Source organism: Serratia proteamaculans (assembly GCF_008830365.1).
GTDB classification, from domain to species: Bacteria; Pseudomonadota; Gammaproteobacteria; order Enterobacterales; family Enterobacteriaceae; genus Serratia; species Serratia proteamaculans.
The window spans coordinates 1,622,231-1,646,395 of sequence record NZ_WBKI01000001.1; the positions used below are offsets into that span (position 1 = coordinate 1,622,231).

General features: G+C 52.6%; 22 protein-coding genes and 3 tRNA genes. 14 read left to right on the forward strand and 11 right to left on the reverse strand.

The genetic code is table 11. The features are described from left to right. The first annotated feature begins 1 nt into the window (after position 1). Genes F8R23_RS07685 through yejF form a run of 3 tightly spaced genes read left to right on the forward strand, consistent with a single transcriptional unit; the run spans position 2 to position 3,712 of the window. Positions 2 to 1,096, forward strand: a complete 1,095-nt coding sequence (locus tag F8R23_RS07685) for a microcin C ABC transporter permease YejB (protein WP_129938392.1) — start codon at positions 2 to 4, stop codon at positions 1,094 to 1,096. Next, positions 1,093 to 2,118, forward strand: coding sequence for an ABC transporter permease (locus F8R23_RS07690; protein ID WP_112348881.1), 1,026 nt, complete (start codon positions 1,093 to 1,095; stop codon positions 2,116 to 2,118). Before F8R23_RS07685 ends, F8R23_RS07690 begins: the two co-directional genes overlap by 4 nt. A 1-nt stretch (position 2,119) precedes the next feature. Then, positions 2,120 to 3,712, forward strand: a complete 1,593-nt coding sequence (gene yejF / locus F8R23_RS07695) for a microcin C ABC transporter ATP-binding protein YejF (RefSeq protein ID WP_151415455.1) — start codon at positions 2,120 to 2,122, stop codon at positions 3,710 to 3,712. A 9-nt stretch (positions 3,713 to 3,721) separates the two neighbouring features. On the opposite strand, the gene F8R23_RS07700 is transcribed toward yejF, so the two are convergent. From F8R23_RS07700 to rsuA, 3 genes are all read right to left on the reverse strand, one after another. Then, a complete protein-coding gene (locus tag F8R23_RS07700; protein ID WP_085117672.1) occupies positions 3,722 to 4,066 on the reverse strand; it encodes a YejG family protein in 345 nt (114 codons plus the stop codon). A gap of 603 nt (positions 4,067 to 4,669) precedes the next feature. Further along, positions 4,670 to 5,878 (reverse strand): Bcr/CflA family multidrug efflux MFS transporter, encoded by a 1,209-nt coding sequence (locus F8R23_RS07705; RefSeq protein WP_112348879.1) that lies wholly within the window; start codon positions 5,876 to 5,878, stop codon positions 4,670 to 4,672. 39 nt (positions 5,879 to 5,917) lie between these two features. Continuing rightward, positions 5,918 to 6,631, reverse strand: a complete 714-nt coding sequence (rsuA, locus tag F8R23_RS07710; RefSeq protein WP_112348878.1) for a 16S rRNA pseudouridine(516) synthase RsuA — start codon at positions 6,629 to 6,631, stop codon at positions 5,918 to 5,920. A gap of 309 nt (positions 6,632 to 6,940) precedes the next feature. Between rsuA and radD the strand changes: the two genes are divergently transcribed. Together radD and rplY are read left to right on the forward strand one after the other, a co-directional pair. Further along, positions 6,941 to 8,698 carry a DNA repair helicase RadD gene (gene radD / locus F8R23_RS07715; protein ID WP_151415456.1) on the forward strand — a complete coding sequence of 586 codons (1,758 nt, stop codon included), beginning with the start codon at positions 6,941 to 6,943 and terminating at the stop codon, positions 8,696 to 8,698. Positions 8,699 to 8,860: 162 nt separating this feature from the next. Beyond that, the gene (rplY, locus tag F8R23_RS07720) at positions 8,861 to 9,145 is read left to right on the forward strand and encodes a 50S ribosomal protein L25 (protein ID WP_085117681.1); all 285 of its coding nucleotides are present in this window, start codon (positions 8,861 to 8,863) and stop codon (positions 9,143 to 9,145) included. Positions 9,146 to 9,229: 84 nt separating this feature from the next. Here rplY and yejK read toward each other — a convergent pair whose 3' ends face one another. Further along, positions 9,230 to 10,240 carry a nucleoid-associated protein YejK gene (yejK, locus tag F8R23_RS07725; RefSeq protein ID WP_012145971.1) on the reverse strand — a complete coding sequence of 337 codons (1,011 nt, stop codon included), beginning with the start codon at positions 10,238 to 10,240 and terminating at the stop codon, positions 9,230 to 9,232. Positions 10,241 to 10,544: 304 nt separating this feature from the next. Here yejK and F8R23_RS07730 point away from each other — a divergent pair, with 304 nt between their 5' ends. From F8R23_RS07730 to F8R23_RS07745, 4 genes are all read left to right on the forward strand, one after another. Then, positions 10,545 to 10,772 (forward strand): YejL family protein, encoded by a 228-nt coding sequence (locus F8R23_RS07730; protein WP_006317912.1) that lies wholly within the window; start codon positions 10,545 to 10,547, stop codon positions 10,770 to 10,772. Positions 10,773 to 10,781: 9 nt separating this feature from the next. Beyond that, a complete protein-coding gene (gene yejM / locus F8R23_RS07735) occupies positions 10,782 to 12,563 on the forward strand; it encodes an LPS biosynthesis-modulating metalloenzyme YejM (protein WP_151415457.1) in 1,782 nt (593 codons plus the stop codon). 77 nt (positions 12,564 to 12,640) lie between these two features. Next, positions 12,641 to 12,717: transfer RNA gene (locus F8R23_RS07740), tRNA-Pro, on the forward strand. A gap of 507 nt (positions 12,718 to 13,224) precedes the next feature. Next, positions 13,225 to 14,388, forward strand: a complete 1,164-nt coding sequence (locus tag F8R23_RS07745) for an acyltransferase family protein (protein WP_151415458.1) — start codon at positions 13,225 to 13,227, stop codon at positions 14,386 to 14,388. 105 nt (positions 14,389 to 14,493) lie between these two features. On the opposite strand, the gene F8R23_RS07750 is transcribed toward F8R23_RS07745, so the two are convergent. From F8R23_RS07750 to F8R23_RS07770, 5 genes are all read right to left on the reverse strand, one after another. Continuing rightward, entirely contained in the window at positions 14,494 to 14,700 is a 207-nt protein-coding gene (locus F8R23_RS07750) for a DUF2767 family protein (RefSeq protein ID WP_112348874.1), read from the reverse strand. Positions 14,701 to 14,853: 153 nt separating this feature from the next. After that, positions 14,854 to 14,929: transfer RNA gene (locus F8R23_RS07755), tRNA-Thr, on the reverse strand. A gap of 6 nt (positions 14,930 to 14,935) precedes the next feature. Continuing rightward, positions 14,936 to 15,023: transfer RNA gene (locus F8R23_RS07760), tRNA-Ser, on the reverse strand. Positions 15,024 to 15,178: 155 nt separating this feature from the next. Beyond that, the gene (gene osmE, locus F8R23_RS07765; RefSeq protein WP_085117690.1) at positions 15,179 to 15,508 is read right to left on the reverse strand and encodes an osmotically-inducible lipoprotein OsmE; all 330 of its coding nucleotides are present in this window, start codon (positions 15,506 to 15,508) and stop codon (positions 15,179 to 15,181) included. 124 nt (positions 15,509 to 15,632) lie between these two features. After that, positions 15,633 to 16,100, reverse strand: coding sequence for a nuclear transport factor 2 family protein (locus F8R23_RS07770; RefSeq protein WP_099061568.1), 468 nt, complete (start codon positions 16,098 to 16,100; stop codon positions 15,633 to 15,635). 114 nt (positions 16,101 to 16,214) lie between these two features. Between F8R23_RS07770 and F8R23_RS07775 the strand changes: the two genes are divergently transcribed. Further along, on the forward strand, positions 16,215 to 16,793 hold the full coding sequence (locus tag F8R23_RS07775) for a TetR/AcrR family transcriptional regulator (protein WP_129939145.1): 579 nt from the start codon (positions 16,215 to 16,217) through the stop codon (positions 16,791 to 16,793). Here the strand turns inward: F8R23_RS07775 and F8R23_RS07780 are convergent. Together F8R23_RS07780 and F8R23_RS07785 are read right to left on the reverse strand one after the other, a co-directional pair. Beyond that, positions 16,787 to 17,203: a VOC family protein gene (locus F8R23_RS07780; protein WP_129936533.1), complete on the reverse strand. Its 417-nt coding sequence runs from the start codon at positions 17,201 to 17,203 to the stop codon at positions 16,787 to 16,789. The two genes, F8R23_RS07775 and F8R23_RS07780, sit on opposite strands and share 7 nt — an antisense overlap. 152 nt (positions 17,204 to 17,355) lie before the next feature. After that, on the reverse strand, positions 17,356 to 18,468 hold the full coding sequence (locus F8R23_RS07785) for a porin OmpC (protein WP_099061571.1): 1,113 nt from the start codon (positions 18,466 to 18,468) through the stop codon (positions 17,356 to 17,358). Positions 18,469 to 19,178: 710 nt separating this feature from the next. On the opposite strand from F8R23_RS07785, the gene F8R23_RS07790 reads away from it, so the two are divergent. Genes F8R23_RS07790 through rcsB form a run of 4 tightly spaced genes read left to right on the forward strand, consistent with a single transcriptional unit; the run spans position 19,179 to position 24,160 of the window. After that, positions 19,179 to 19,583 (forward strand): DUF4186 domain-containing protein, encoded by a 405-nt coding sequence (locus F8R23_RS07790; RefSeq protein ID WP_129936534.1) that lies wholly within the window; start codon positions 19,179 to 19,181, stop codon positions 19,581 to 19,583. A 55-nt stretch (positions 19,584 to 19,638) separates the two neighbouring features. Further along, positions 19,639 to 20,793: an MFS transporter gene (locus tag F8R23_RS07795; RefSeq protein ID WP_151415459.1), complete on the forward strand. Its 1,155-nt coding sequence runs from the start codon at positions 19,639 to 19,641 to the stop codon at positions 20,791 to 20,793. Positions 20,794 to 20,814: 21 nt separating this feature from the next. Then, entirely contained in the window at positions 20,815 to 23,517 is a 2,703-nt protein-coding gene (gene rcsD, locus F8R23_RS07800; RefSeq protein ID WP_129936536.1) for a phosphotransferase RcsD, read from the forward strand. After that, complete coding sequence (gene rcsB, locus F8R23_RS07805; protein WP_037420903.1) at positions 23,510 to 24,160, forward strand: response regulator transcription factor RcsB; 651 nt, start codon at positions 23,510 to 23,512, stop codon at positions 24,158 to 24,160. Before rcsD ends, rcsB begins: the two co-directional genes overlap by 8 nt. Positions 24,161 to 24,165 lie beyond the last annotated feature (5 nt).

Below are 24,165 nucleotides of genomic sequence, written 5' to 3' on the forward strand. Positions count from 1 at the left end.
GATGACGGCTTATTTGATTCGCAGGCTGTTGCTGATCATCCCCACCCTGTGGGCGATCATCACCATTAACTTTTTTATCGTGCAGATCGCCCCCGGCGGCCCGGTCGATCAGGCGATTGCCACTATCGAAATGGGCCAGAGCAGCGGCTTTGGTGGCGGCGGTGTCGGTGAAGGCTTGGGACATGCGCGTATCGGTGTCGGCAGTGCGACGGATAGCCAATACCGTGGCTCACGCGGGCTGGATCCGGAAGTGATCGCCGAGATCACCAAACGCTATGGCTTCGACAAACCGCTGCACGAACGCTATTTCACCATGCTGTGGAATTACATGCGTCTCGACTTCGGTGACAGCCTGTTTCGTGGTGCATCCGTAATGCAGTTGGTTGGCCATAGCCTGCCGGTGTCGATCACGCTGGGGCTGTGGAGCACGCTGATTATCTATCTGGTGTCGATCCCGCTGGGGATCCGCAAAGCGGTGCATAACGGCAGCGCCTTCGATACCTGGAGCAGCACCCTGATTATCATCGGCTATGCCATCCCGGCCTTTCTGTTCGCTATTCTGATGATCGTGCTGTTCGCCGGTGGCAGCTACCTCGACTGGTTCCCGCTGCGCGGTCTGGTTTCCAGCAATTTCGATACCCTGCCGTGGTATGGCAAAATCACCGATTACCTGTGGCATATCACGCTGCCGGTGTTGGCAACGGTGATTGGCGGCTTCGCTACCCTGACCATGCTGACCAAAAACTCATTCCTTGATGAGATCCGCAAACAATACGTGGTCACCGCGCGCGCCAAAGGGCTGGACGAGAGCAAGATCCTTTACCGCCACGTGTTCCGCAACGCCATGCTGTTGGTGATCGCCGGTTTCCCGGCGACCTTTGTCAGCATGTTTTTCACCGGCTCATTGCTGATCGAAGTGATGTTCTCGCTTAACGGTCTGGGGTTGCTGGGCTATGACGCGACCCTGCAGCGCGATTACCCGGTGATGTTCGGCACGCTGTATATCTTCACCCTGATTGGCCTGCTGTTGAATATCCTCAGCGATATCACCTATACCCTGGTCGATCCTCGCATTGATTTCGAGGCCCGCCAATGAGCCGCTTAAGCCCAATCAATCAGGCACGCTGGGCTCGCTTTCGCAGCAACCGCCGTGGCTATTGGTCACTGTGGATTTTTCTGGTGCTATTTATCCTCAGCCTGGGAGCCAATCTGATCGCCAATGACAGACCGCTGCTGGTGCGCTATGAGGGCCGCTTGTACCTGCCGTTCGTTATCGACTACAGCGAGACCACCTTCGGCGGTGAGCTCAATACCGTCACCGACTTCCAGGATCCGTTCGTCAAAAAACAGATCGACAGCCACGGCTGGGCAGTTTGGCCACCGATTCGGTTCAGCTACGACACCATCAACTTCGCCACCGAGGTGCCCTTCCCCTCGGCACCTTCACGCCAAAATCTGTTAGGTACCGACGGCAATGGCAGCGACGTACTGGCCCGCGTGCTGTATGGCTTTCGTATTTCGATGCTGTTCGGGCTGGCATTGACGCTGTTTTCCAGCGTGATTGGCGTCTGTGTCGGTGCGATACAAGGCTACTACGGCGGCCGCGTGGATCTGTGGGGCCAGCGCTTGATTGAAGTGTGGTCAGGCATGCCGACGCTGTTTTTGATTATTATGCTGTCGAGCATCGTACAACCCAATTTCTGGTGGCTGCTTGGTATCACCATTTTGTTTGGCTGGATGAGCCTGGTGGGCGTGGTACGCGCCGAGTTCCTGCGCACCCGTAACTATGACTACATCCGCGCCGCGCGCGCCATGGGGGTGCAGGACCGGGTCATTATGTATCGGCATATGCTACCCAATGCGATGGTGGCGATGCTGACCTTTTTGCCGTTTATCCTGTGCGGCTCCATCACCACCCTGACCTCACTCGACTTCCTGGGCTTTGGCCTGCCGATCGGTTCTCCGTCGCTCGGGGAGCTGTTGCTGCAGGGTAAAAACAACCTGCAGGCGCCGTGGCTCGGCATCACCGCGTTCCTGGTGTTGGCCGTGTTGCTGTCTTTACTCATTTTTATTGGCGAAGCGGTACGCGACGCTTTTGACCCCAGCAAGGCGCATTGATATGGCTAGCACTCCTTTGCTTTCAATTCAGGATCTCGGCGTCGCTTTCCGCCAGGGTGACCAACTGAATCAGGTGGTCAACGGCATTTCGCTACAGATAGAAAAGGCAGAAACGCTGGCACTGGTCGGGGAGTCCGGCTCGGGCAAAAGCGTCACCGCGCTGTCGGTGCTGCGCCTGCTGCCTTCGCCACCGGTGGTCTATACCGGCGGTGATATCCAGTTCAACGGCCATTCGTTGCTGCACGCCCCGGAGGCCGAACTACGCAAGGTGCGCGGCAACCAGATTTCGATGATTTTCCAGGAGCCGATGGTGTCACTCAATCCATTGCACAGCATTGAGAAACAGCTGGCGGAAGTGTTGGTGCTGCATCGCGGTATGCGGCGCGATGTTGCACGCGGTGAGATAATTCAATGTCTGGATCGGGTTGGCATCCGTAACGCCAAAGGCCGCCTAAAAGACTATCCGCACCAACTCTCCGGCGGCGAACGCCAGCGGGTGATGATCGCCATGGCGGTGTTAACCCAGCCTAAGCTGCTGATTGCCGATGAGCCCACCACCGCGCTCGATGTGACCATTCAGGCGCAAATTCTGTTGTTGCTGAAAGAGTTGAAGCAAGAAATGGGCATGGGACTGCTGTTTATCACCCATAACCTGAATATTGTGCGTCGTCTGGCGGACAACGTGGCGGTCATGCGCCAGGGTCAATGCGTTGAGCAAAACAACCGAGTCCGCCTGTTTAGCCAGCCGCAACACCCCTATACCCAACAATTACTGGCGGCAGAGAACCTGGGCGACCCGCTGCCGCTGCCGGCGGATGCCACCCCGTTACTGAAAGTGGAAAACCTCCAGGTCAGTTTCCCGATCAGGCGTGGTTTACTGCGCCGCACGGTGGACCAACATTATGCGCTGAAAGATTTGAGCTTTGAACTGAAGGCCGGGGAAAGCGTCGGACTGGTAGGCGAATCTGGATCGGGTAAGAGCACCACCGGGTTGGCGTTACTGCGTTTGCTCAATGCCAACGGCTCGATGTGGTTTAAAGGCCAGCCGTTGCACCAGTTCAGCATGAAGCAAATGTTGCCGTACCGCAGCCAGATGCAGATTGTGTTCCAGGATCCTTTCTCCGCGCTGAATCCACGACTGAATGTGCTGCAAATCATCGCCGAGGGGCTGGAAGTGCACCAGAAACTGAGCGCCGCACAACGAGAGCAGCGGGTGATCGAAACATTGCAGGAGGTAGGATTGGATCCCGCCCTGCGCTACCGTTACCCCACCGAGTTTTCCGGCGGCCAACGCCAACGCATCGCCATCGCACGGGCGCTGATTTTACAACCGCAGTTGCTGATCCTCGATGAGCCGACCTCGTCGCTGGATAAATCGGTACAGGCGCAAATCCTGACGTTGCTGAAATCGCTGCAACAACGCCACCGGCTGGCCTATCTGTTCATCAGCCACGACCTACAGGTGGTGCGTTCACTGTGCCATCAGGTGATTGTGTTGCGACAGGGGGAAGTGGTGGAGCAAGGCGACTGCCAGACGATCTTTAACTCGCCGACCGCCGCTTATACGCAGCAGCTGTTACAGCTGGCGGATTAGCGACGGGATCTAGAAAGGGTATTGAGCGCTCATCTGCTCGGCAATAGCAGCACCTACGTTTTTTAACCGGCACATGGTGGCGCTTTCATCGCCGCGATGCACAAACAGGCAAGGTTCTCCTTCCCACTCTACGATGGCGCAGTCGACCTGAATCTCCTGCAAAGACAGCTTAAGCTGCTGCATCACCTGCCAGGCATCCGCGCCCTCATGGCTGAGCAGTTTGAGCCCCATCAGGTTGTTATCTTCGTCTATTCCGCTGAGCGGAATCGGTTCAACCTTGACGCCGGTAAAACCTGATAGCCAACGATAACTTTGCGGCAAGCGATGAACTACCGAAAGTTGGATACTTTCCACATGAAATCCCTAGTTTGAAAAATGAAACACTTTTTACCTGACAGGGTAACTAAGTTATAGCCGTTGACGCCTGACTCTGCCGCTCATGAATGTTATTTAAATGTAAAATATGTCACAAGCGGTTAACCAGCTCCCCGCGCTTGCCGATGTCCTGCTGTTTTAGTGACTCCCGTTGGGGTCATTTCACGGCATTTTGCGACTCAGCTCGCATTTTTTCGTTATATGTAACCCTTTCCCGCCGCGATCTCAACTCTTTTTTCTTGCAATACGGTTACTTATTGCTCCGCATAATTTTACATTGAGGAAACATTTAAGGTTATTCAACAGCCAGTGATAATGCGTTAACTCATTGATTATTATTATCACTAAGTTAAATTGCGCAACGTTTCCAGGTCAAACCTATCGGGCAAAGACCGGTTGCAGCCCGGCGCAGGCAGAGCATTTTTTTTAACAAAAAGCACACAGGCAGCACGACAAACCATCGCTTAGCGCACTTATATATAGCAACGAATTTTTATTGCACCTGAATTTCAGAAGGGAGTGACAGAGGGCTGATTTCACTCAGGCTCAACACCAGATTGAGCCTGAGTCAGAAAGGAGAAACTACGGGGTATCAGGCGACGCTTTAAGCCGTGGCCGGCTGGCATACAGATAGAACAGCACCGCAACGATGCTGCACAGCGCCATCGAGGAGACCATCGGCCAGGCACTCTTGCCGGGTGCCATTGCCAGTATCGCCCCCACCAATGCACCGATACTGAAACGCAAGGTACCGGCCAGTGAAGATGCAGTACCCGCCATATGTGGGAAATCGTCCAGGATCACCGCCATGGCGTTAGATGAAATCATGGCAATACAGCCCAGATACACCGCCACGCCAATCACCAACGCCCAGAACCCCAGGCCAATAGCGCTCACCGCCAGCAACCACAACCCCATGACTAACTGAACAAACAGCCCCAAACGGAACATCTTGATCGCACCCAGCCGCCGGACATTGCGGCTGTTGACCAGCGTCGTCAGGAACAGGAAGACAATATTCAGCGCAAAGTAGTAGCCAAAGTGCTGCGGTGAAACATGATTCAGTTCGATATACACGAACGGGCCGGCACTGAGGAACGAGAACATGCCGGCAAAGGAGAAGGCACTGGCCAGCATGTAGCTCAACACGCGCTTATGGCGGAACAATGAAGCAAAGTTACCCAGCGTGGTGCGCAGATGGAATTTTTGCCGCCGCTCTTTCGGCAGCGTCTCTTTAATAAAGAATGCCACCAGCAACGAACCGATCAGCGCCGCGGCCCCCATAGTCCAAAAAATCGCATGCCAACTGAACCACAACAGCAGCGCGCCACCGATCATCGGCGCCAGTAACGGCGCAATGGTCATCACCAGGATGACAAACGACATCATGCGCGAGAACTCGTCCTTGGTGAACATATCGCGCATCAGGGCATTAATCACTACGCTGGCCGCCGCCGCCGAAAGCCCATGCAGGAAACGCAGGTTGATCAGTTGATCGATCGACTGCGCCATAGCGCAGGCACCACCGGCAATCGCGAAGATCAGCGTTCCCCACAGGATCACCGGCTTGCGACCAATGCTGTCCGACATTGGCCCGTAGAACAACTGCCCCAGGGCAAATCCGAGCATATAGGCGCTGAGCGTCATCTGTACGCTGCCCGACCCGACGCCGAACTGTTTGGCAATCACCGGCATACTGGGCAGGTACATGTCGATAGCCAGCGGCATCAACATGGACAGCAGACCCAGAATAAAAATCAAACCGAGGTGAGATGACCGGTTCTGTAACACGTTCGACGACTCCTTCATCAGCCGTAATCTAGTATTGAATTAATCTTGCAGGTGCGGAGCACCGACGCTGGCGATTTCTTCTTCGGTCAGCGGACGGTATTCGCCCTCTGCCAGATCCTCATCCATCACGATGGCGCCGATACGTTCACGATGCAGCTCGAGAACCCGGTTGCCGACCGCTGCAAACATGCGTTTCACCTGGTGATAACGCCCTTCACTGATGGTCAGACGCACCAGCTTGTCTTCAATTTGTTCCAGTTGCGCAGGCCGGGTCAGATCTTTCTCGTTATGCAACTGCACGCCTTCGGCAAATTGCTGTGCGGTATCTTCCGCCAGCGAATGCTCCAGCGTCACCAGATAGGTTTTCTCACAGTGATGTTTCGGTGAGGTGATACGGTGCGACCACTGGCCGTCGTCGGTCATCAACACCAGACCGGTAGTATCGATATCCAGGCGACCGGCAGCGTGCAGCTTGTAGGCCACCGGCTCATCGAGGAAATACAGCACCGTCGGATGATCGGGATCGTCCGTGGAGCAAACGTAACCCTGCGGTTTGTTGAGCATAAAATAGCGCGGGCCATTTTGGCGCTGCAGCGGGTTGCCGTCGAACGCCACCTCCTGCTCCGGAGTCAGTTTCAGTGCCCCGCTCTTCACCACTTCACCGTCCACGGTGACGCGTTTTGCCCGAAGTTCGCGCGCTACCAGCGCACGGCTAACACCTAACTGCTGAGATAAAAACTTGTCCAGTCGCATTGAATCTGCTTTGCCTGTCGTTGTTATGATCGCATTGATCGTATTGCTAAAATATGACACCCGCCGTTGCACCAGGTGCAACAGAGCAGGTTCGAAGAGGGGGATACAGCGATTACTGTCACACGAGTATAGCGATGGAAACGGCCCCCTGACAGAGGTAATTTCCATGCTTCTCGCACCGCGAGTGCTCAGAAGGCATAATAATAGAAATTTTTTAGCCGTCATGGGAGTAAAATGTCACTGTTTTGGTGGGATCAGAGGTTACAAAACCTGTTCCCGACGGCCCTTCTCAACCCACGGCGTTAATTTATGGCCTTTACTCTACGCCCCTACCAACTGGAAGCGGTCGAAGCCACCATCAAACATTTCCGTCAGCACCCGCAACCGGCGCTGATCGTACTGCCGACCGGGGCCGGTAAAAGTCTGGTGATCGCCGAGCTGGCGAAACGTGCACGCGGCCGGGTATTGGTACTGGCCCATGTGAAAGAACTGGTGGCGCAGAACCATGCCAAATACCGCGCCTACGGGCTGGAAGCCGATATCTTTGCCGCTGGACTGCAGCAGAAAGACAGCGCAGGCAAGGTGGTGTTCGGTAGCGTGCAGTCCGTAGCACGCAATCTGCCGCTGTTTGACGGAGCTTTTTCCCTGTTGATTATCGACGAATGCCACCGCATCAGCGACGATGACGACAGCCAATACCAACAGATTATTCAGCATCTGCAAAAAACGAATCCACAGTTGCGGCTGCTGGGCCTGACCGCCACGCCCTATCGGCTGGGCAAAGGCTGGATTTATCAGTATCACTATCACGGCTTTACCCGCGGTGATGCCAATAGCCTGTTTCGCGACTGCATTTATGAACTGCCATTGCGTTATATGATCAAAAACGGTTATCTGGTGCCACCGGAACGGTTGGATATGCCGATAGTACAGTATGATTTCAGCCGACTGGAGGCCAGAAGCAACGGCCTGTTCAGTGAAGTGGACCTGAACCGTGAGCTGAAACAGCAAAATCGTATTACACCGCATATCATCAGCCAAATCGTCGAATATGCCGAAACGCGTAAGGGGGTGATGATTTTCGCCTCTACCGTTGAACATGCGCGTGAGATCTACGGCCTGCTGCCTTCCGGTGAAGCCGCGCTGGTCAGCGCCGCAACGCCCGCAGCCGAGCGCGATGCGCTGATTGACGCATTCAAACAACAGCAATTGCGTTACCTGGTCAACGTGGCGGTGCTGACCACAGGTTTTGATGCGCCGCATGTCGATCTGATCGCCATTCTGCGGCCAACCGAATCCGTCAGCCTGTATCAGCAAATCGTCGGCCGTGGGCTGCGGCTGGCCCCCGGCAAAGAGGATTGTCTGATCCTCGACTACGCCGGAAACCCGCACGATCTGTTTACGCCCGAGGTCGGGGTCAGCAAGCCACACAGCGACAGCCAACCGGTACAGGTGTTCTGCCCCGGCTGCGGTTTCGCCAATTTGTTCTGGGGCAAGTGCACCGAGAGCGGCGATATCATCGAACACTACGGTCGCCGTTGTCAGGGCTGGCTGGAGGACGATGAAGGCCATCGCGAGCAATGCGACTACCGTTTCCGCTTCAAAATTTGCCCGCACTGCGGTGCGGAAAATGACATTGCCGCCCGTCGCTGCCACCAATGTCAGGAAGTGCTGGTCGACCCTGACGATATGTTGAAGGCCGCGCTGAAGCTGAAAGACGCTCTGGTACTGCGCTGTGGCGGCATGGAGCTGCAAACTGGCCGCGATGATAAAGGTGAGTGGCTGAAAGCCACCTATTTTGACGAAGACGGCACCAGTACCAGCGAACGTTTTCGACTGCAAACGCCCGCACAGCGCAAAGCCTTCGAAATGCTGTTCCTGCGCCCGCATCAGCGTGCACCCGGGGTGCCGTTTGCCTGGCAAACCGCCGCCGATGTGTTGGCCCAGCAAACGCTGCTGCGTCATCCGGATTTTGTGGTGGCGCGCAAACGCGGACAATTCTGGCAGGTTCGGGAAAAAGTGTTCGATTATCAAGGCCGCTTCCGCCGAGCCAATGAGCTGTATTGATCCTGTCGGCCTGCAAATCGGGCAGGTTTCCATTGCCCTGCGGACGGCTTTCCGTTAAACTGCCGCCCGCTTTGCCTGGGTTCGCCCGGTGCTAAAGCAGGTTATCGAACTTGCTACTGGGTCGCCTGTAGCAGGGTAAATTTTCTTTTTAGAGAAAAAACAATGTTCACTATCAATGTAGAAGTACGTAAAGACCAGGGTAAGGGTGCGAGCCGCCGCCTGCGTATTGCCAACAAATTCCCAGCTATCGTTTACGGTGGCGAAGAAGCTCCAGTTTCCATCGAACTGGACCATGATTCTGTTAAGAACATGGAAATCAAACCAGAATTCTACAGCGAAGCAGTAACTCTGGTTATCGACGGTAAAGAAACCAAAGTGAAAGTTCAGGCTGTACAGCGTCACCCGTTCAAGCCGAAACTGGCTCACATCGACTTCCGTCGCGTTTAATCGCAACGAAATCGAACCTTTCGGGACGCCGAAGTAGAAAACGCCGCAATTGCGGCGTTTTTTATTGTCTGCGATCCGGCGAAATTACTTATTACCGCTATTCTGGCGGCGTTGTAGCTGATCGCGCAGGTTCGGTGGCGTGCCTCTGATGGTTAGCGTATCGGTAGCCGCATCCCAGAAAATTCGCTCCCCCAACAGCATGGCGTCAAAGTTCATGCTGATACCGCCACCGCTGCCGGCAAACTTGGTCAACTGACGCAGCGTACCGCGATCGGCCGGAAAGCTGTCTTCCAGTTGATAACCCTGCTCGCTGGAGAACTGCAGAAAATCTTTCTCGCCCACCGGTGCAATCTCTTTCGACAATTCCTGCAGCTCAATCTCTTCGCCAGCCTGCAGCTGTTCGTTGCAGTAGCTGTAAACCTGCTGACGTACCGACTGACGCTCATTTTTGTCCAGCTGTGCATCGGCACAATAATCGTCAACCGCCTGCAGCAAGCCCCGGTTCTGCGCCTTGGTGTCCAGCCCTTCGGCCGCCGCCAGGAAGTCCATGAAGAAATCGGACACCTTGCGACCCACTCGCCCTTTCAGGAAGGTCAGGTAACGGGTCGACTCCGGATTGGTTTCCCACTCGGTCAGATCGATGCGCGCCACGATATCGGCGTGGTTGATGTCCAGATAATGGGTGGTATTGATATCCAGCTCTTCGTTAACGCGCGAACTGTTGCGGCTGTTCAGAACCGCAATCAGTAAATACTCCACCGCCAGGTAACGGTATTGGCCAAATAGCACCACGCCACCTTCGGCAAACGGATACTTGGCCAACTCATCGCGCAGGCGACCGGTCGCCGCACGGCTGAAGGCCAAAAAGTCCTTATCTTCCTTGCGGCAGGTACGCAACGCGTCCGCCAGTTCACTGCCTTCATTGAACAGGCCGTAAGCCTTGCTCTTGGCACTGTAGACACGATGCAGCTCTTCCATCATCTCTTCCACCGCCGCATTGGTTGGCAGCAGAGAATCGCGCAGCACCACGTCCAGCGTTTGTTCGTCGCGTTTGACCAACTGGTGCAGAGCGATCTGGTCGATATCCAGACTCATGGTAAATCCTCCTGTTCTTTAGGCGCGTATTCAAACACTGAAGGCTACCGTGCTGCAACTTTTAAGCAGCGATCACATCACCAGCCATCGATAAATTTCCGGCACCCATACAGACCATAAATAGCTGGAATATCCCATGGAATTCAGGCTGCGGGCCGGTAGCCAACCCGAGCCAGGGACGGGGGCCGCCCGCACAACCCGCGACGCTAGGGTTTGAAAGACAAAGGGAATAGATAAAAGAGCGGAAAATCACTGTCCTATACGGTAAGATATGGGACTTTGTCAGGCGTTGAGCGCAATTTTTATGCCACAATCATCCCGTTACAGTGACGAACACGTTGAACAGCTGCTCTCTGAGCTGGTTAATGTTCTGGAAAAACACCATACTCCCACCGATCTCTCTCTGATGGTGCTGGGTAACATGGTAACTAATCTGATCAACACCAGTGTTGCTCCCGCGCAGCGGAAAACATTGGCAAGATCGTTTGCAGAAGCTCTGCAAGCTTCTATTCGTGAAGATAAAGCGCATTAATAATTAATTATGGTGACAAACCGTCAGCGTTATCGTGAAAAAGTCTCCCAGATGATTAGCTGGGGGCACTGGTTCGCCTTATTCAATATCCTGCTTGCCCTCGGGCTGGGCAGCCGCTACCTGTTTGTCACCGACTGGCCCTCTTCCTTGTTGGGTCGGGTTTATGCCCTGGTCAGCTTACTGGGGCATTTCAGCTTTATTGTTTTCGCCGGCTACCTGCTTGTGATCTTCCCGCTCACCTTTGTGGTGATGTCGCAGCGGCTGCTGCGATTTATTTCTGCCGCGCTGGCCACTGCGGGACTGACACTGTTGCTGGTAGACAGCGAAGTGTTCACCCACTTCCACCTTCACCTTAATCCGGTGGTGTGGGAACTGGTGATCAACCCGGATCAAAGTGAACTGGCGCGCGACTGGCAGCTGATGTTTATCTGCGTGCCGGTTATCTTCCTGGTGGAGATGCTGTTTGGCACCTGGAGCTGGCAAAAGCTGCGCAGTCTGAACCGTCAAAGGTTCGGTAAACCGCTGGCCGCGCTGTTTATCAGCGCCTTTTTCGCCTCGCACCTGATTTATATCTGGGCCGACGCCAATTTCTACCGCCCGATCACCATGCAACGGGCCAACCTGCCGCTGTCATACCCAATGACCGCGCGTAAATTCCTTGAGAAACATGGCCTGCTTGATTCGCAGGAATATGAACGCCGACTGGTGCAGCAAGGGAATCCGGAGGCCGTTGCGGTGGAATATCCGCTGAACGATCTGAGCTACAGCGACAAAGGTAGTGGCTATAACCTGCTGATGATCGTGGTGGACGGCATACGTGAGCAGGATATGAAACAGGATATGCCTGTCCTGACCCGCTTTGCGCAGGAAAATGTCCGTTTCAGCGATCACTACAGTTCCGGCAATCATGCGGATACCGGCTTGTTTGGCCTGTTCTACGGCATTTCACCGACCTATCTGGACAGCATTCTCGCCGCGCGCAAACCTTCTGCTCTGGTTAGTGCACTCAGTGCCCAGGGCTATCAGTTTGGTTTGTTCTCGTCAGACGGTTTTAACGCCAGCCTTTATCGCCAGGCGCTGTTGACCGACTTCACGCTGCCGGCGCCAATACAGCAAAATGACCCGGCGACCACGCAACAGTGGCAACGTTGGCTGGTCGACCAAAACAGTAACCGCCCCTGGTTCTCTTATATTAATTTCCGTGGCGCTGAATCGGCTGCCAATGAGAAAACGCCGGCCCCGGCCGACTTTATTCAGCGCTACCGCGCAGGTGCGCAGGATGTGGATGCGCAAATTGCTCAGGTGCTTAGCACGCTGAAAGAGCGTGGTGTTCTGGATAAAACCGTGGTGGTGATTACCGCTGAACACGGTGTGGAATTTAATGACTCCGGCAAAGGCTACTGGGGCGCTGGCACCAGTTTCAACCAGCAACAGTTGCAGGTTCCGCTGGTTATCCATTGGCCGGGGACCCCGGCGCAGACCATCAATAAACTGACCGGTCATAACGACGTGATGCGCACGCTGATGCAGCGTTTGCTGCACGTGAAAACCAGCCCTAATGACTATTCACAGGGTGAAGACCTGTTTACCGCCCAGCGCAGAAACAATTGGGTCGCTACCGGTGATAACAGTCTGTTGGTGATCACCACGCCAACACAAACCCTGGTGCTGGACAGCAGCGGCAACTACCGCGCGTATGATAAGAACGACAAAGAGATCAAAGACGAGAAGCCACAGCTCGCCCTGCTGCTGCAGGTGTTGACCGATGTGAAACGCTTTATCGCCAACTAATTGCTTAAAATACAATCAGTCAGTTGGCGTGCTCTTGATTTGAGATTGGGAAAGGGTAGTATAATTTTCTATAGCATCGGCATGTAGCGCAGCTTGGTAGCGCACCGTCATGGGGTGTCGGGGGTCGGAGGTTCAAATCCTCTCATGCCGACCAAAAAACACCCATAAAAACCAACCCATTGCGGTTGGTTTTTTATCTCTTAAACTCGGCATTCACCCGTGATCGAGTTTTTCCCCTGAGGGCAAACGTCGGAACTCTGCGGGATCACACCCAATATGGAGCCCAAAGAGCCCGAACACCCTGACAGGGTCAAAATAACCAAAAGAAATAACACCCTTCGCATCCAACGCTCCTTATCTTTTTGCTATCCGGTTATATCTCATTCATGGCTAACTGTCTTTCAACAAACTGTCAGTTTTCGTGAAAACCTCTGCTCCCCTGCACATTTAGACTTGCGAAAGGTTTGCAGGATCAGCTCATGCCGACAACATTAGAAAAACGCGCTTTCCGTAAGGCCTTTCAAATCTGCTGGTCGATCAAACCCACATTCAGATTTACCCCAGTAACTATTCTAAATTGGTCTGCTATACTAGAAAGCTAACAAAAATTCACCTAATTACGGGTATCTGTTAATGAAATACTGTTCAGAAGGGCTTGCCAATGCAGCCTGTTAAGAAGTGGTCACAGGAGTTAGAGGGATTACGTGGTCTGGCTTCTCTTTGGGTTGTTTTGGGTCACATTTGTATTTTAACCAGTTTTCATTTCCCCATCCTTTCCGATCCGGCAATCGGTGTCGATTTGTTCATTTTGCTCTCTGGTTACCTGATGGCAAAAAACTATGTAGAACGAAAAGAGAAGGAACCCTGGACTGACAGCGCAACCTTCAAGAAATTTTGGCTACGTCGTTTCTTCCGAATTGCACCGCTTTACTACATACTCTTGATCTTGGCCATTGGCTTTGGCAGCTACTTCGGTGAGGCACGTAACGTCATTGGTCATTTTTACAGCGAAACTCAAACCAATAGTTCGCGCTACAGTGACTCTTCATTCTTAAATGTATTTACTCACGTAACCTTTATTTTTGGTTTCCTGCCGAGCTTCTCATTTAATACCGTTTTGCCTGACTGGAGTATCGGCCTGGAAATGCAGTTTTATTTCCTGTTTCCCTTCATTATGCTGGCAGTGATGAAACTGGGCTTCGCCCGTGCCTGTTTCGCAGTCATTCTATTGTGCGCAGCAGCCAAATATCTACTCCCGAATTACTTCGCTGCTTTTCCAATGCCCTCAATGATCCTGATAAAACTGCACTTGTTTATCGCAGGCATGTTTATTGCTGAAGCCATACGCAGTAGGAGTATGTGGCATGCTCTTTTTGCCGTAATTTCAGCGATCGGTAGCATCTACATTTATATGCCAAATGATGTAAGGGTATCCCATTTACTGGCCCAGATTGGCATGATTTTCATGATGACGCTCATCCTTTGGCCGCGCAATGAGGGAAGCGCCTGGGGAAACATACTACGTCTACCACGTTGGATGCTAACGAACAAATTCAGCGTATATATGGGAGACGTCTCCTACTCGGTATATTTATTGCACTTGTTAATCGTAATCCCTATCGTTGCGCTCCTTCTGTCAAATACCCAATTTGCAGACCTGCCCGCGGCAATACGATTCATCGCCGCCTCCGCCATCATTCTCCCTATCACTTATGGGATCGCGGCGCTGCTGTTTAAATTTATCGAAAAACCGGGTATTCAGTTAGGTAAACTGATGATCAGTCGTAGTGAGGCAAAGAAAACCAGCCCTGCCGTTATGGACTAACCTGGAAATATAACTCTGTATCTCTTATCAACCCGGCATTCTTTGCCGGGTTTTTAATGACATCAAACTCGGGCCTATCCGTTGGGCAACAACGGCGTTTGGCGCTTATCGCTCCAGCCATTCGACGGCCAATATTCGTGCCTCATCCAGACTGACATCCCTGCCATCCCTGGTGATCGCCATTTTTAACACATCAATGATATCGGCCTTTTCCGTGGCGCGCTCTTCATTAATTAACACTAGAACCGCATCGCCTATCACCGTACATATGCCGATATACAAGGCTTTTGAATCTTCGAAGCCGCTGCCCATAACTACCTCCGGTTGCAATTTATGCAGATTAACATCTTGCGCCTGACAATGCCCTTTTAAGACCCGGTCGGCGCGGGCGGAAAACGAAAAACCCCAGCAATCATTACGATTACTGGGGTTCGTAGACGGGGTTAAACGTCTGTACAACTTATATGGTGCCGGCTACCGGAGTCGAACTGGTGACCTACTGATTACAAGTCAGTTGCTCTACCTACTGAGCTAAGCCGGCTAAATTTGGCGGAAGGACAGAGATTCGAACTCTGGGAGCTGTTACACTCGACGGTTTTCAAGACCGTTGCCTTAAACCACTCGGCCATCCTTCCAATGGGCGCAGATATTAGCGCTACCGTTATGAAATGTCTATCGTTTCATGATAAAAAATGCAGGAAAAAGTGCGTTTGGTTAAACTTCATGCCACTAACGGTTAAAAAATGAAAAACCCCGCTAAAGCGGGGCTGGATTGAACAGTAATACGGGGTTATTTAGGTTGTGAGTCGTAGTCTGAACAAGTCTGATAACCTTTGTTCATCACATGACCAGTGTCGCTATAGCTGACAAAATAAGTTTGTACTTTCCCGTCACGTGGCGCCACCGCATAGGTGTCGCAGGTACCCTGCGCATGAACCAGGGTAGCTGTAGTAGACGGTGGTCCGGCAATCGCCCGTACCTGCTGTTTGGTCATTCCCACTTTTACGTCACTGACCACGGGTTCCGCTACGTAACTGGCGGCCCTGTCATAAGCCGTACAACCGGCGAGAAGGGTGAAAGTCGCTGCAGTACAAATGGCTAAAACCAGTTTATTCGTCATGGTTTGTCCTCTTAGAGTACGTTTATTGTCCTCTAAGTCTAGAAGAGAGAAGGCTTTTCTACAAATTTCACTTTGTCGATAGGTGCGGTTCATGCGGAACGGTGTCTTTTATCAATAACACCAATCAGAAGCCAAATTCGCTCAGTGCCGCAATCTCATCCGGACGACGGCCAAGCGGCCAATGGAACCGACGATCCTGTTCGCGGATTGGCATATCGTTGATGCAGGCGTGTCGGTTAATCATCTGACCGTCCGGATTAAACTCCCAATTCTCGTTGCCAAAACTACGGTACCAGTTGCCGGAGTCATCACGCCATTCGTAGGCAAAACGCACCGCGATACGCGCCCCATCAAACGCCCAGAGCTCCTTAATCAGCCGATACTCCAGCTCTTTTGCCCATTTACGTTGTAAGAACGCGCAGACGGCCTCACGGCCATCAACAAACTCCGCCCGGTTACGCCAATGGGTATCCACAGAATAGACCTGTGAGACTCGTTCAGGATCGCGGCTGTTCCAGGCATCTTCCGCCAGACGGACTTTCTCGATGGCCGATTCACGGGTAAACGGCGGTAGCGGGGGTTTAATGCTCATAGCTCACCTCTGTGGGTTACAAGAAAGTAGACAGAATTGTCTACACGATTAAGCTAGCGCATGTAGACAGAGTTGTCTACAATCATTCAAGCCAATATTTCAGGAGATATTTCGATGTCTGCTACTCCCAGCGCTCTGCCGCCGCGTCAGCGTATCCTGCTGACTGCCCACGATTTGTTTTACCGCGATGGGGTACGCGCGACCGGCATCGATCGCATCATCAGCGAGTCAGGCGTGGCCAAGGTAACGTTTTATCGTCACTTCCCCAGTAAAAATGAACTGATTGAAGCGTTTCTGACCTACCGTCACGATCAGTGGCTGAGCTGGTTCAGTCTGTCGCTGGAGCAACATGTCGCGCGGTCAGGAGATGTGATGCTCGCGTTGGTGCCTTGTCTCGAAGAGTGGTTCAGCGATCCGCACTACCGTGGTTGCGCGTTTATCAATACAGCGGTGGAACTGGCGGACATGCTACCGGAAAGCCTAATCATAGCCCGCCGACATAAGGCGCAGATGGCAGAAGTGCTTGCCCGCTACCTGCCCGCCGGCCCTGAACAGGAACAACAGGCAGAGATGCTGGCGATGTTGATCGACGGAGCGATCGTCAAGGTGCAAATTGAGCAGCAGGCACAGAACGCACTACTGCTCCTGAGCGAAATGCTGAAAGCCTTGGCCACCGCCTGGAACCATCAGTAATTAGCCCAGATCCCCGGAGTGACCAGCTCCAGCAGATGATCATCGGGATCGCGGAAATAAATACTCTCTCCACCCTGTTCCCAGCTCATGCGTCCTTCTATCGCTACGCCATGTGCCGTCAGGTGTTGTTCCCATTGCGGTAATTGTTCTTTCGCTACTGCCAGGCCAATATGCAGTGGCCCGCTGCCGTCATGTGGAGGGATGTACCCTTCCGGATAATGTGTACCTTTCACCGAGTCGCCTTCAATGAACAACAGCAGCACGCTTTGTTGGCCCACGGCATAGGCGCGAAAACGCTCGTTGGCCACCATCGCTGAAAGCTTTAATACCTGCTGATAGAAAACCGCGGCACGCTCGATATCTTTGACGTACAGCACCGTTTCAACCACTCGATCTATCTTGAGTTCCATATTAGCCCCCTGACTTATCTATATGGCAGAAGTTTAGGTAAACCCCAGCACATCGAAATGACAATCCGTGCCGCTAAAATTCCAATTTGTGCCAAACCGCAGGCAAAAAAAACGCGGCCCGAAGGCCGCGTGATCATATTCACACTCTGTGCTTAGAACTGGTAAACCAGGCCCACGGCAACCACGTCGTCGGTGTTGATACCGGCAGATTTGGTGAAGTCGTTTTCATCCATCAGGTTGATTTTGTAATCAACGTAGGTAGACATATTTTTGTTGAAGTAGTAAGTCGCGCCCACATCAACATACTTCATCAGATCCTGATCGCCGTAACCGCGATCGATGTCTTTGCCTTTAGACTGCAGGTAAGCCACAGATGGGCGCAGACCGAAGTCGAACTGGTACTGAGCAACAATTTCAACGTTCTGCGCTTTATTAGCGTAACCGTAAGTGCTGCTGTTGCTGCTACCGAAGCGGGTTGCATTGTAAGACTGGGTATACATCGCTGCCAGGTAGACGTTGTTGGCATCATATTTCAGACCGCCGCTGTAGGCCTCAGCCTTGTCACCACGGCCCAGAATGCCAGGGTTGTTATTGCCATTTTGATCGTTGGTGCGGTCGGAAGAGAAGTACGCCGCTGCAGCACTGATGCCGTAGCCCAGATCGTAAGACGCGGACATACCATAGCCGTCACCGTTCTGTGCCAACACGTCACGACCATTGTTGGATTCGGTAGCGCTGTCGTTTTTACCCTGGTATTGCAGAGCAAAGTTCAAACCGTCAACCAGACCAAAGAAGTCTGAGTTACGGTAAGTCAGCACGCCATTGGTACGCTGGAACATGAAGTTGTCCGCACCGTAGGTATCGCCACCGAACTCTGGCAGTACGTCGGTCCATGCGCCGATGTCGTACAGCACGCCGTAGTTACGGCCGTAATCCAATGAGCCGTAATCGCCGAATTTCAGACCGGCAAAGCCAACACGGGTGAAGTTATTGTTGTCTTCACTTTCTGCGCGGTTGAGGTTTGCCTGATATTCCCACTCACCATAACCGGTCAGTTGGTCGCTGATTTGTGTTTCGCCACGCAGGCCAAAACGCATATAAGACTGGTCGCCATCGGATCCTTTATCGTCGGAGAAATAGTGAAGACCATCGATTTTACCGAACAAATCCAGTTTATTACCGTCTTTGTTGTAGATTTCCGCCGCGCCTGCAGTACCTGCAACCAGCAGAGCGGGTACTATCAGTGAAAGTACTCGAAGTTTCATCGTTATTATCCTCGTTAATTATGTCGAACTATGGCCACTGCCCTTTTGAGCATTATTAGCACGACTGTGCATTACCATTCTGGTAACAAGGGTTATATTAATCCAGAAAGAAAATGATACCAAGTATCCGATAGTGTTTCATTGTGATTAACAAGGGTTTCCAAATGTAAATATGCGCGAACTTCCACAAAACATTACAGACAAACAAAATAAGGCACACAATGCCAAAAAATACATTTATAGATATAAAATCAGTTAGTTATACAAAACCTTAAGAAAAAACAGACTGATATACAAAACTCACCACTGATAAGCACATTGTGCCAAAAACATCTCATATCTCTGCCGTTATAATAATCCCGCTATCATCATTATTTTCATTATTACCTTCATTATCTGTAAGATAATTTTTGTACATTTCGACCGGCTTCTGGCCGGTTTTTTATTGTTTTACATTTTCTTCACATTTCATCTTTATTCGCACTTTTTGCCAAAAAATAATCACCTATAGATATTATCCCCCTAATTAACTTCCGCACTAATCGCTAATTTATTAGCCTGATTTAGGCTACGAATTAATCGTATCAATTAGGAGAGCATTTTATTGCTAAAACACCTTCAGCTTGGGCCGACATTCGGTTTGGGGAAGCAACATTGGCTCATCCTGCCTATTTTGATAGCCTATACAAAATATCCCGAAGAGATGACCCATGCTATTTCACCCCGAAGCGCTATGGCGTCGGCTGCAAAGCTCCCCTTTCCGCGCCAGGTTCCGCCTGAACCTCAAAGACCAACTTTACTTTGATACCAAAGGGTTGCCGCTGATCCTCAGCCACGCACGAGATTTTATCGAGCAACGGCTGGCGGCCCCTTTCCCGAAAAATGACGGTAAGCAAACCCCGATGCGTGGCCATCCGGTATTTGTCGCTCAGCATGCCACCGCCACCTGTTGCCGGGGCTGTCTGGCCAAGTGGCATAACATTCCCCAGGGGCAAGCGCTGGACGAGCAACAAAAGCGGTACATTGTGCAAGTCATTGCCTTGTGGCTGGAGCGACGAGCAGGCGTAAAGGCCGATGACAGCGCGAATCCTTTCGACCCGGATCGCGGATTGTGATAAAAACACTCCATAACTTTCAGCCCGCATTTCCACAATAGATCCTGATGCCCAGATGACATCCACCTTGTGTAATGAACAGCAAAAACCCGGCGTCCCGGCCCAGATTGCAACTCGGTTGGCTTTCTTTGTCGCCGGTTTTGGTATGGCCGCCTGGGCCCCCTTGGTGCCGTTTGCCAAAGCACGCATCGGCATAGACGATGGCTCGCTGGGTCTGCTGCTGCTGTGCATTGGCGCAGGTTCGATGTTAGCGATGCCATTAACCGGCTTCCTGACCGGCAGGTTGGGCTGTCGCCCGGTGATCCTGCTCGCTGGCCTGGCGCTGTGTATTGATTTGCCCCTGCTGGTTCTGATGAACACCACCACCGGTATGGCGTTGGCCCTGCTGCTGTTTGGTGCGGCGATCGGCATGATCGACGTGGCAATGAATGTGCAGGCGGTGGTAGTCGAGCGCGCCAGCGGCAAGGCAATGATGTCCGGTTTCCATGGTTTCTTCAGCGTTGGCGGTATCGCCGGTGCCGGCGGCGTCAGCCTGATGCTGTGGCTGGGGCTGTCACCCTTGCTGGCAACCTGGGTCACCGTATTGACCATTGCCGCGCTGCTGATGCTGGCCAGTCGCAATTTATTGCGCGAAAGCGGCGGTGAAGAAGGCGGGCCGATGTTCGTGCTGCCTCGTGGCTGGGTGATGTTTATCGGTATCCTGTGCTTCATTATGTTCCTGGCGGAAGGCTCGATGCTCGACTGGAGCGCCCTGTTCCTCACCACCCAGCGTGGGGTTGACCATAGCCAGGCCGGATTAGGCTATGCGCTGTTCTCCATCACCATGACTATCGGCAGGTTGAACGGCGATTGGGTAGTGAACCGGCTGGGCAGATATAAGGTATTGCTGCTGGGTAGTCTGTGCGCGGCCGTTGGCCTGAGCCTGGCCATTGTGTTCAACAACGCCATGGTTTCACTGATTGGGTTTATGCTGGTGGGCCTGGGGGCTTCCAACGTGGTGCCAATCCTGTTCAGTGCGGCGGGCAACCAACATGATATGCCAGCCAATCTGGCTATCGCCTCAGTGACCACCGTGGGTTATGCCGGCATTCTCGCCGGACCTGCACTGATCGGCTTTATCGCCCAGTTCTCCAGCCTGACGGCGGCCTTTGCCTGCGTTGCAGTATTACTTCTGGCAGTCACCGCCAGTGCCCGGGCCATAACCCGTTGATTCAGGAATGCGCAGTCAACTATGCAAAATAAACAACTGACCATCAGCTCAAGCAATATTACCCGCTGCTTCCTGTTATTTTCCGTCCTGCTGACGATAGCCATCGGCTTGTATGGCTACAACTACACCAACGCCTGGCTGGCAGAAAAGAAATACGCGCTGAACAGCATCGCCAACGGCCTGCAAAAACGTATCGACAACTACCGCTACATCACTTATCAGATCTACGACAAATTCGGCAATGCGCCGTCTTTGAATGTCGATCCCAGCCTACAGGAAACCCGACTGCGCCCGGACGTTTATTACCTGGAGAAGCCGCATAAAAAGACCGACGCGGTTATTTTTGGCAGTCATGAAGAAGGCACCCTGGCGATGATCGCCAATATTTCAGACTATCTGGACACCCGTTGGGGGGCCAAGACTGAAAATTACGCCATGTATTACCTTAACGGGCAAGATAACAGCCTGAGTCTGATCACCACCCAGCCGCTGAAAGAACTGGCCTCACGCTTCAAGGAAAGCTATCTGACAACCTCGGCAGAGGATCGCCGGGCCGAAATGCTGCAACAGGCCAATATGCTCGACGAGCGTGAAAGTTTTTCCGCATTGCGCAAACAACGCTTCCAGAACACCTATTCGTTTTCAATCCGCACCACTTTTAACCAGCCGGGTCATTTGGCCACGGTGATCGCCTTCGACCTGCCGATTAACGACATCATCCCCATTAACATGGCGCGCGCCAACTTCATGCTGTTGGCTGACGATAGCAACATGGACGACGCAACCTTGCCGTTGGATACGGCGACCAGCACCGGCATAGCAATGAGTGGCAGTTGGGTAGAGTTCAGCGCTCCCCTGCCTAATTCGCCGCTGAAAGTGGTTTACCGCGTCTCCGCTATCAGCCTGGCGATCGACCTGCTGCGAAACAATATCTGGCTGATCGCCATCAATCTGTTGCTGTTGGCACTGTCGTTGGTGGGTATTTACTTTATCCGTCGCCAATATATCCGCCCGAGCGAGAATATGGCGGTTGAACTTGAAGCCGAACGCGCACTGAATCAGGAAATCATCGCCAGCCTGCCTTCCGGCCTGCTGGTGTACAACTTTGCCAGTAATACGGTGATCGCCAGTAACAAGATCGCCCAACACCTGTTGCCACATTTAAGCCTGCAAAAAATCGCCCATATGGCCGAACAGCATCACGGCGTTATTCAGGCGACGGTCAACAATGAAGTGTACGAGATCCGCATTTTCCGCAGCCAACTGTCGCCGGAAACCTACCTGTTCCTGCTCAACGATCAGGACAAGGAAGTGATGGTGAACAAGCGGTTGCAGCAGGCACAGCGCGAGTACGATAAAAATGTCCAGGCGCGCAAACTGATGCTGCATAACCTGGGCATTGAACTGAACCAGCCGGTGCGCCAGATGCACGATCTGGCCGATCGCCTGCGTACGCAAGCGGATGAAGAACAGCAACAAGCGCTATTAAAGCAACTGACGGTACAATCGTCGACGGTGCTGGGGCTGATTGAAAACATCACCCTGCTCACCCGGCTGGAAACCCAGGACTGGCAGCCTTCGCGTCACCCCTTCAGCCCATCGGCCCTGATAGATGAATTACTGCAGGAAGCCCTGCCATCCATCAATCAAAAAGGTCTGTCGTTGTTCAATCATTTCCATCTTGATGTCGAACAGCAATATATCGGGGATGCCAATGCACTGCGCAAGGTGATCTCACTGCTGGTGCATTACGCCATTATCACTACCGCCTGCGGCAAGATTTCGCTGGTGATCGATCATGAGCCCGAGCATCCCGATCGCCTGGTATTCCATATCAATGACACGGGGTCAGGCATTTCCAACGAAGAGATCAGCAACCTGAACTATCCGTTCCTTAGCCAGACGCTGGTGGATCGTTTTAATCACGGCTCCGGCCTCACCTTCTTCCTGTGTAATCAACTGTGCAAAAAGCTCAATGGCCAGTTGGATATCCGCAGCAAGATTGATATCGGCACCCGCTACAGCATCCGCGTGCCGATGGAAATGGAGAAAAAAGAGACGGAAGCGCAGGAAAAACTGCTCGACGGTGTGACCGCATTGTTGGACATCACTTCTGAAGAAGTGCGTGGCATTGTCACCCATCTGTTGCACGCCTACGGCGCGAGCTGCATCGTTGCCGACGAACGCCAGATTAATCGCGACTACGACGTATTGCTGACCGATAACCCGCAAAGAGCAGACGATTACACCCTGTTGCTGACCAGCGATGAAGCCGGATGGCAACAGCTTGAAAAACGGTATATTCGGGTAAACTATAACCTGAGTGGTGCGATGATAGACGCCGTGCTGATGCTGATTGAGCAGCAAATGGCCGCGTTGGAACAGCAGGAAAGCGCGCTTTCACTGACCGCCGATGACATCCAACTCTATGAAAAACAATTGAAATCAAGTGATTACTATGGCCTATTTATTGATACAGTACCCGACGATGTCAAAAAACTGTATACTGAGGCGGGCAGCAGTGATTTCAATGCTCTGTCACAGACAGCACACCGCCTGAAAGGCGTGTTTGCCATGTTAAATCTGCTTCCCGGCAAGCAACTGTGTGAATCGTTAGAACAGCACATCGCAGACGGTGATGCGCTCAAGATCGAGAATAACATCAGTCAGATTGATTTTTTCGTCAGTAGACTGCTGCAGCAAGGTAGCCAACAACATGAATAACCTGAACGTAATTATTGCTGATGACCATCCTATCGTACTGTTTGGCATCCGGAAGTCACTTGAGCAAATTGAATGGGTGAATGTCGTTGGGGAGTTTGAAGACTCAACAGCACTGATCAACAATCTGTCCAAACTGGACGCGAACGTCCTGATCACCGACCTTTCGATGCCGGGTGATAAGTATGGCGACGGCATTACGCTGATCAAATACATCAAACGCCATTATCCGCAGTTGTCGATCATCGTTCTGACCATGAACAACAACCCGGCTATTCTTAGCGCCGTGCTGGATCTGGATATCGAAGGCATCGTGCTGAAACAGGGTGCGCCGACCGACCTGCCGAAAGCGCTGGCCGCATTGCAGAAAGGCAAGAAGTTCACGCCGGAAAGTGTCTCCAAACTGTTGGAGAGGATCAGCGCCAGCGGTTACGGTGATAAGCGTCTGTCACCGAAAGAGAGCGAAGTACTGCGCCTGTTCGCTGAAGGTTTCCTGGTGACCGAGATCGCCAAGAAGCTCAATCGCAGCATCAAAACCATCAGTAGCCAGAAGAAATCGGCGATGATGAAGTTGGGTGTTGAGAACGATATTGCGCTGCTCAACTACCTATCCTCTGTCAGCATGGCACCGCTGGACAAAGACTAAAATCC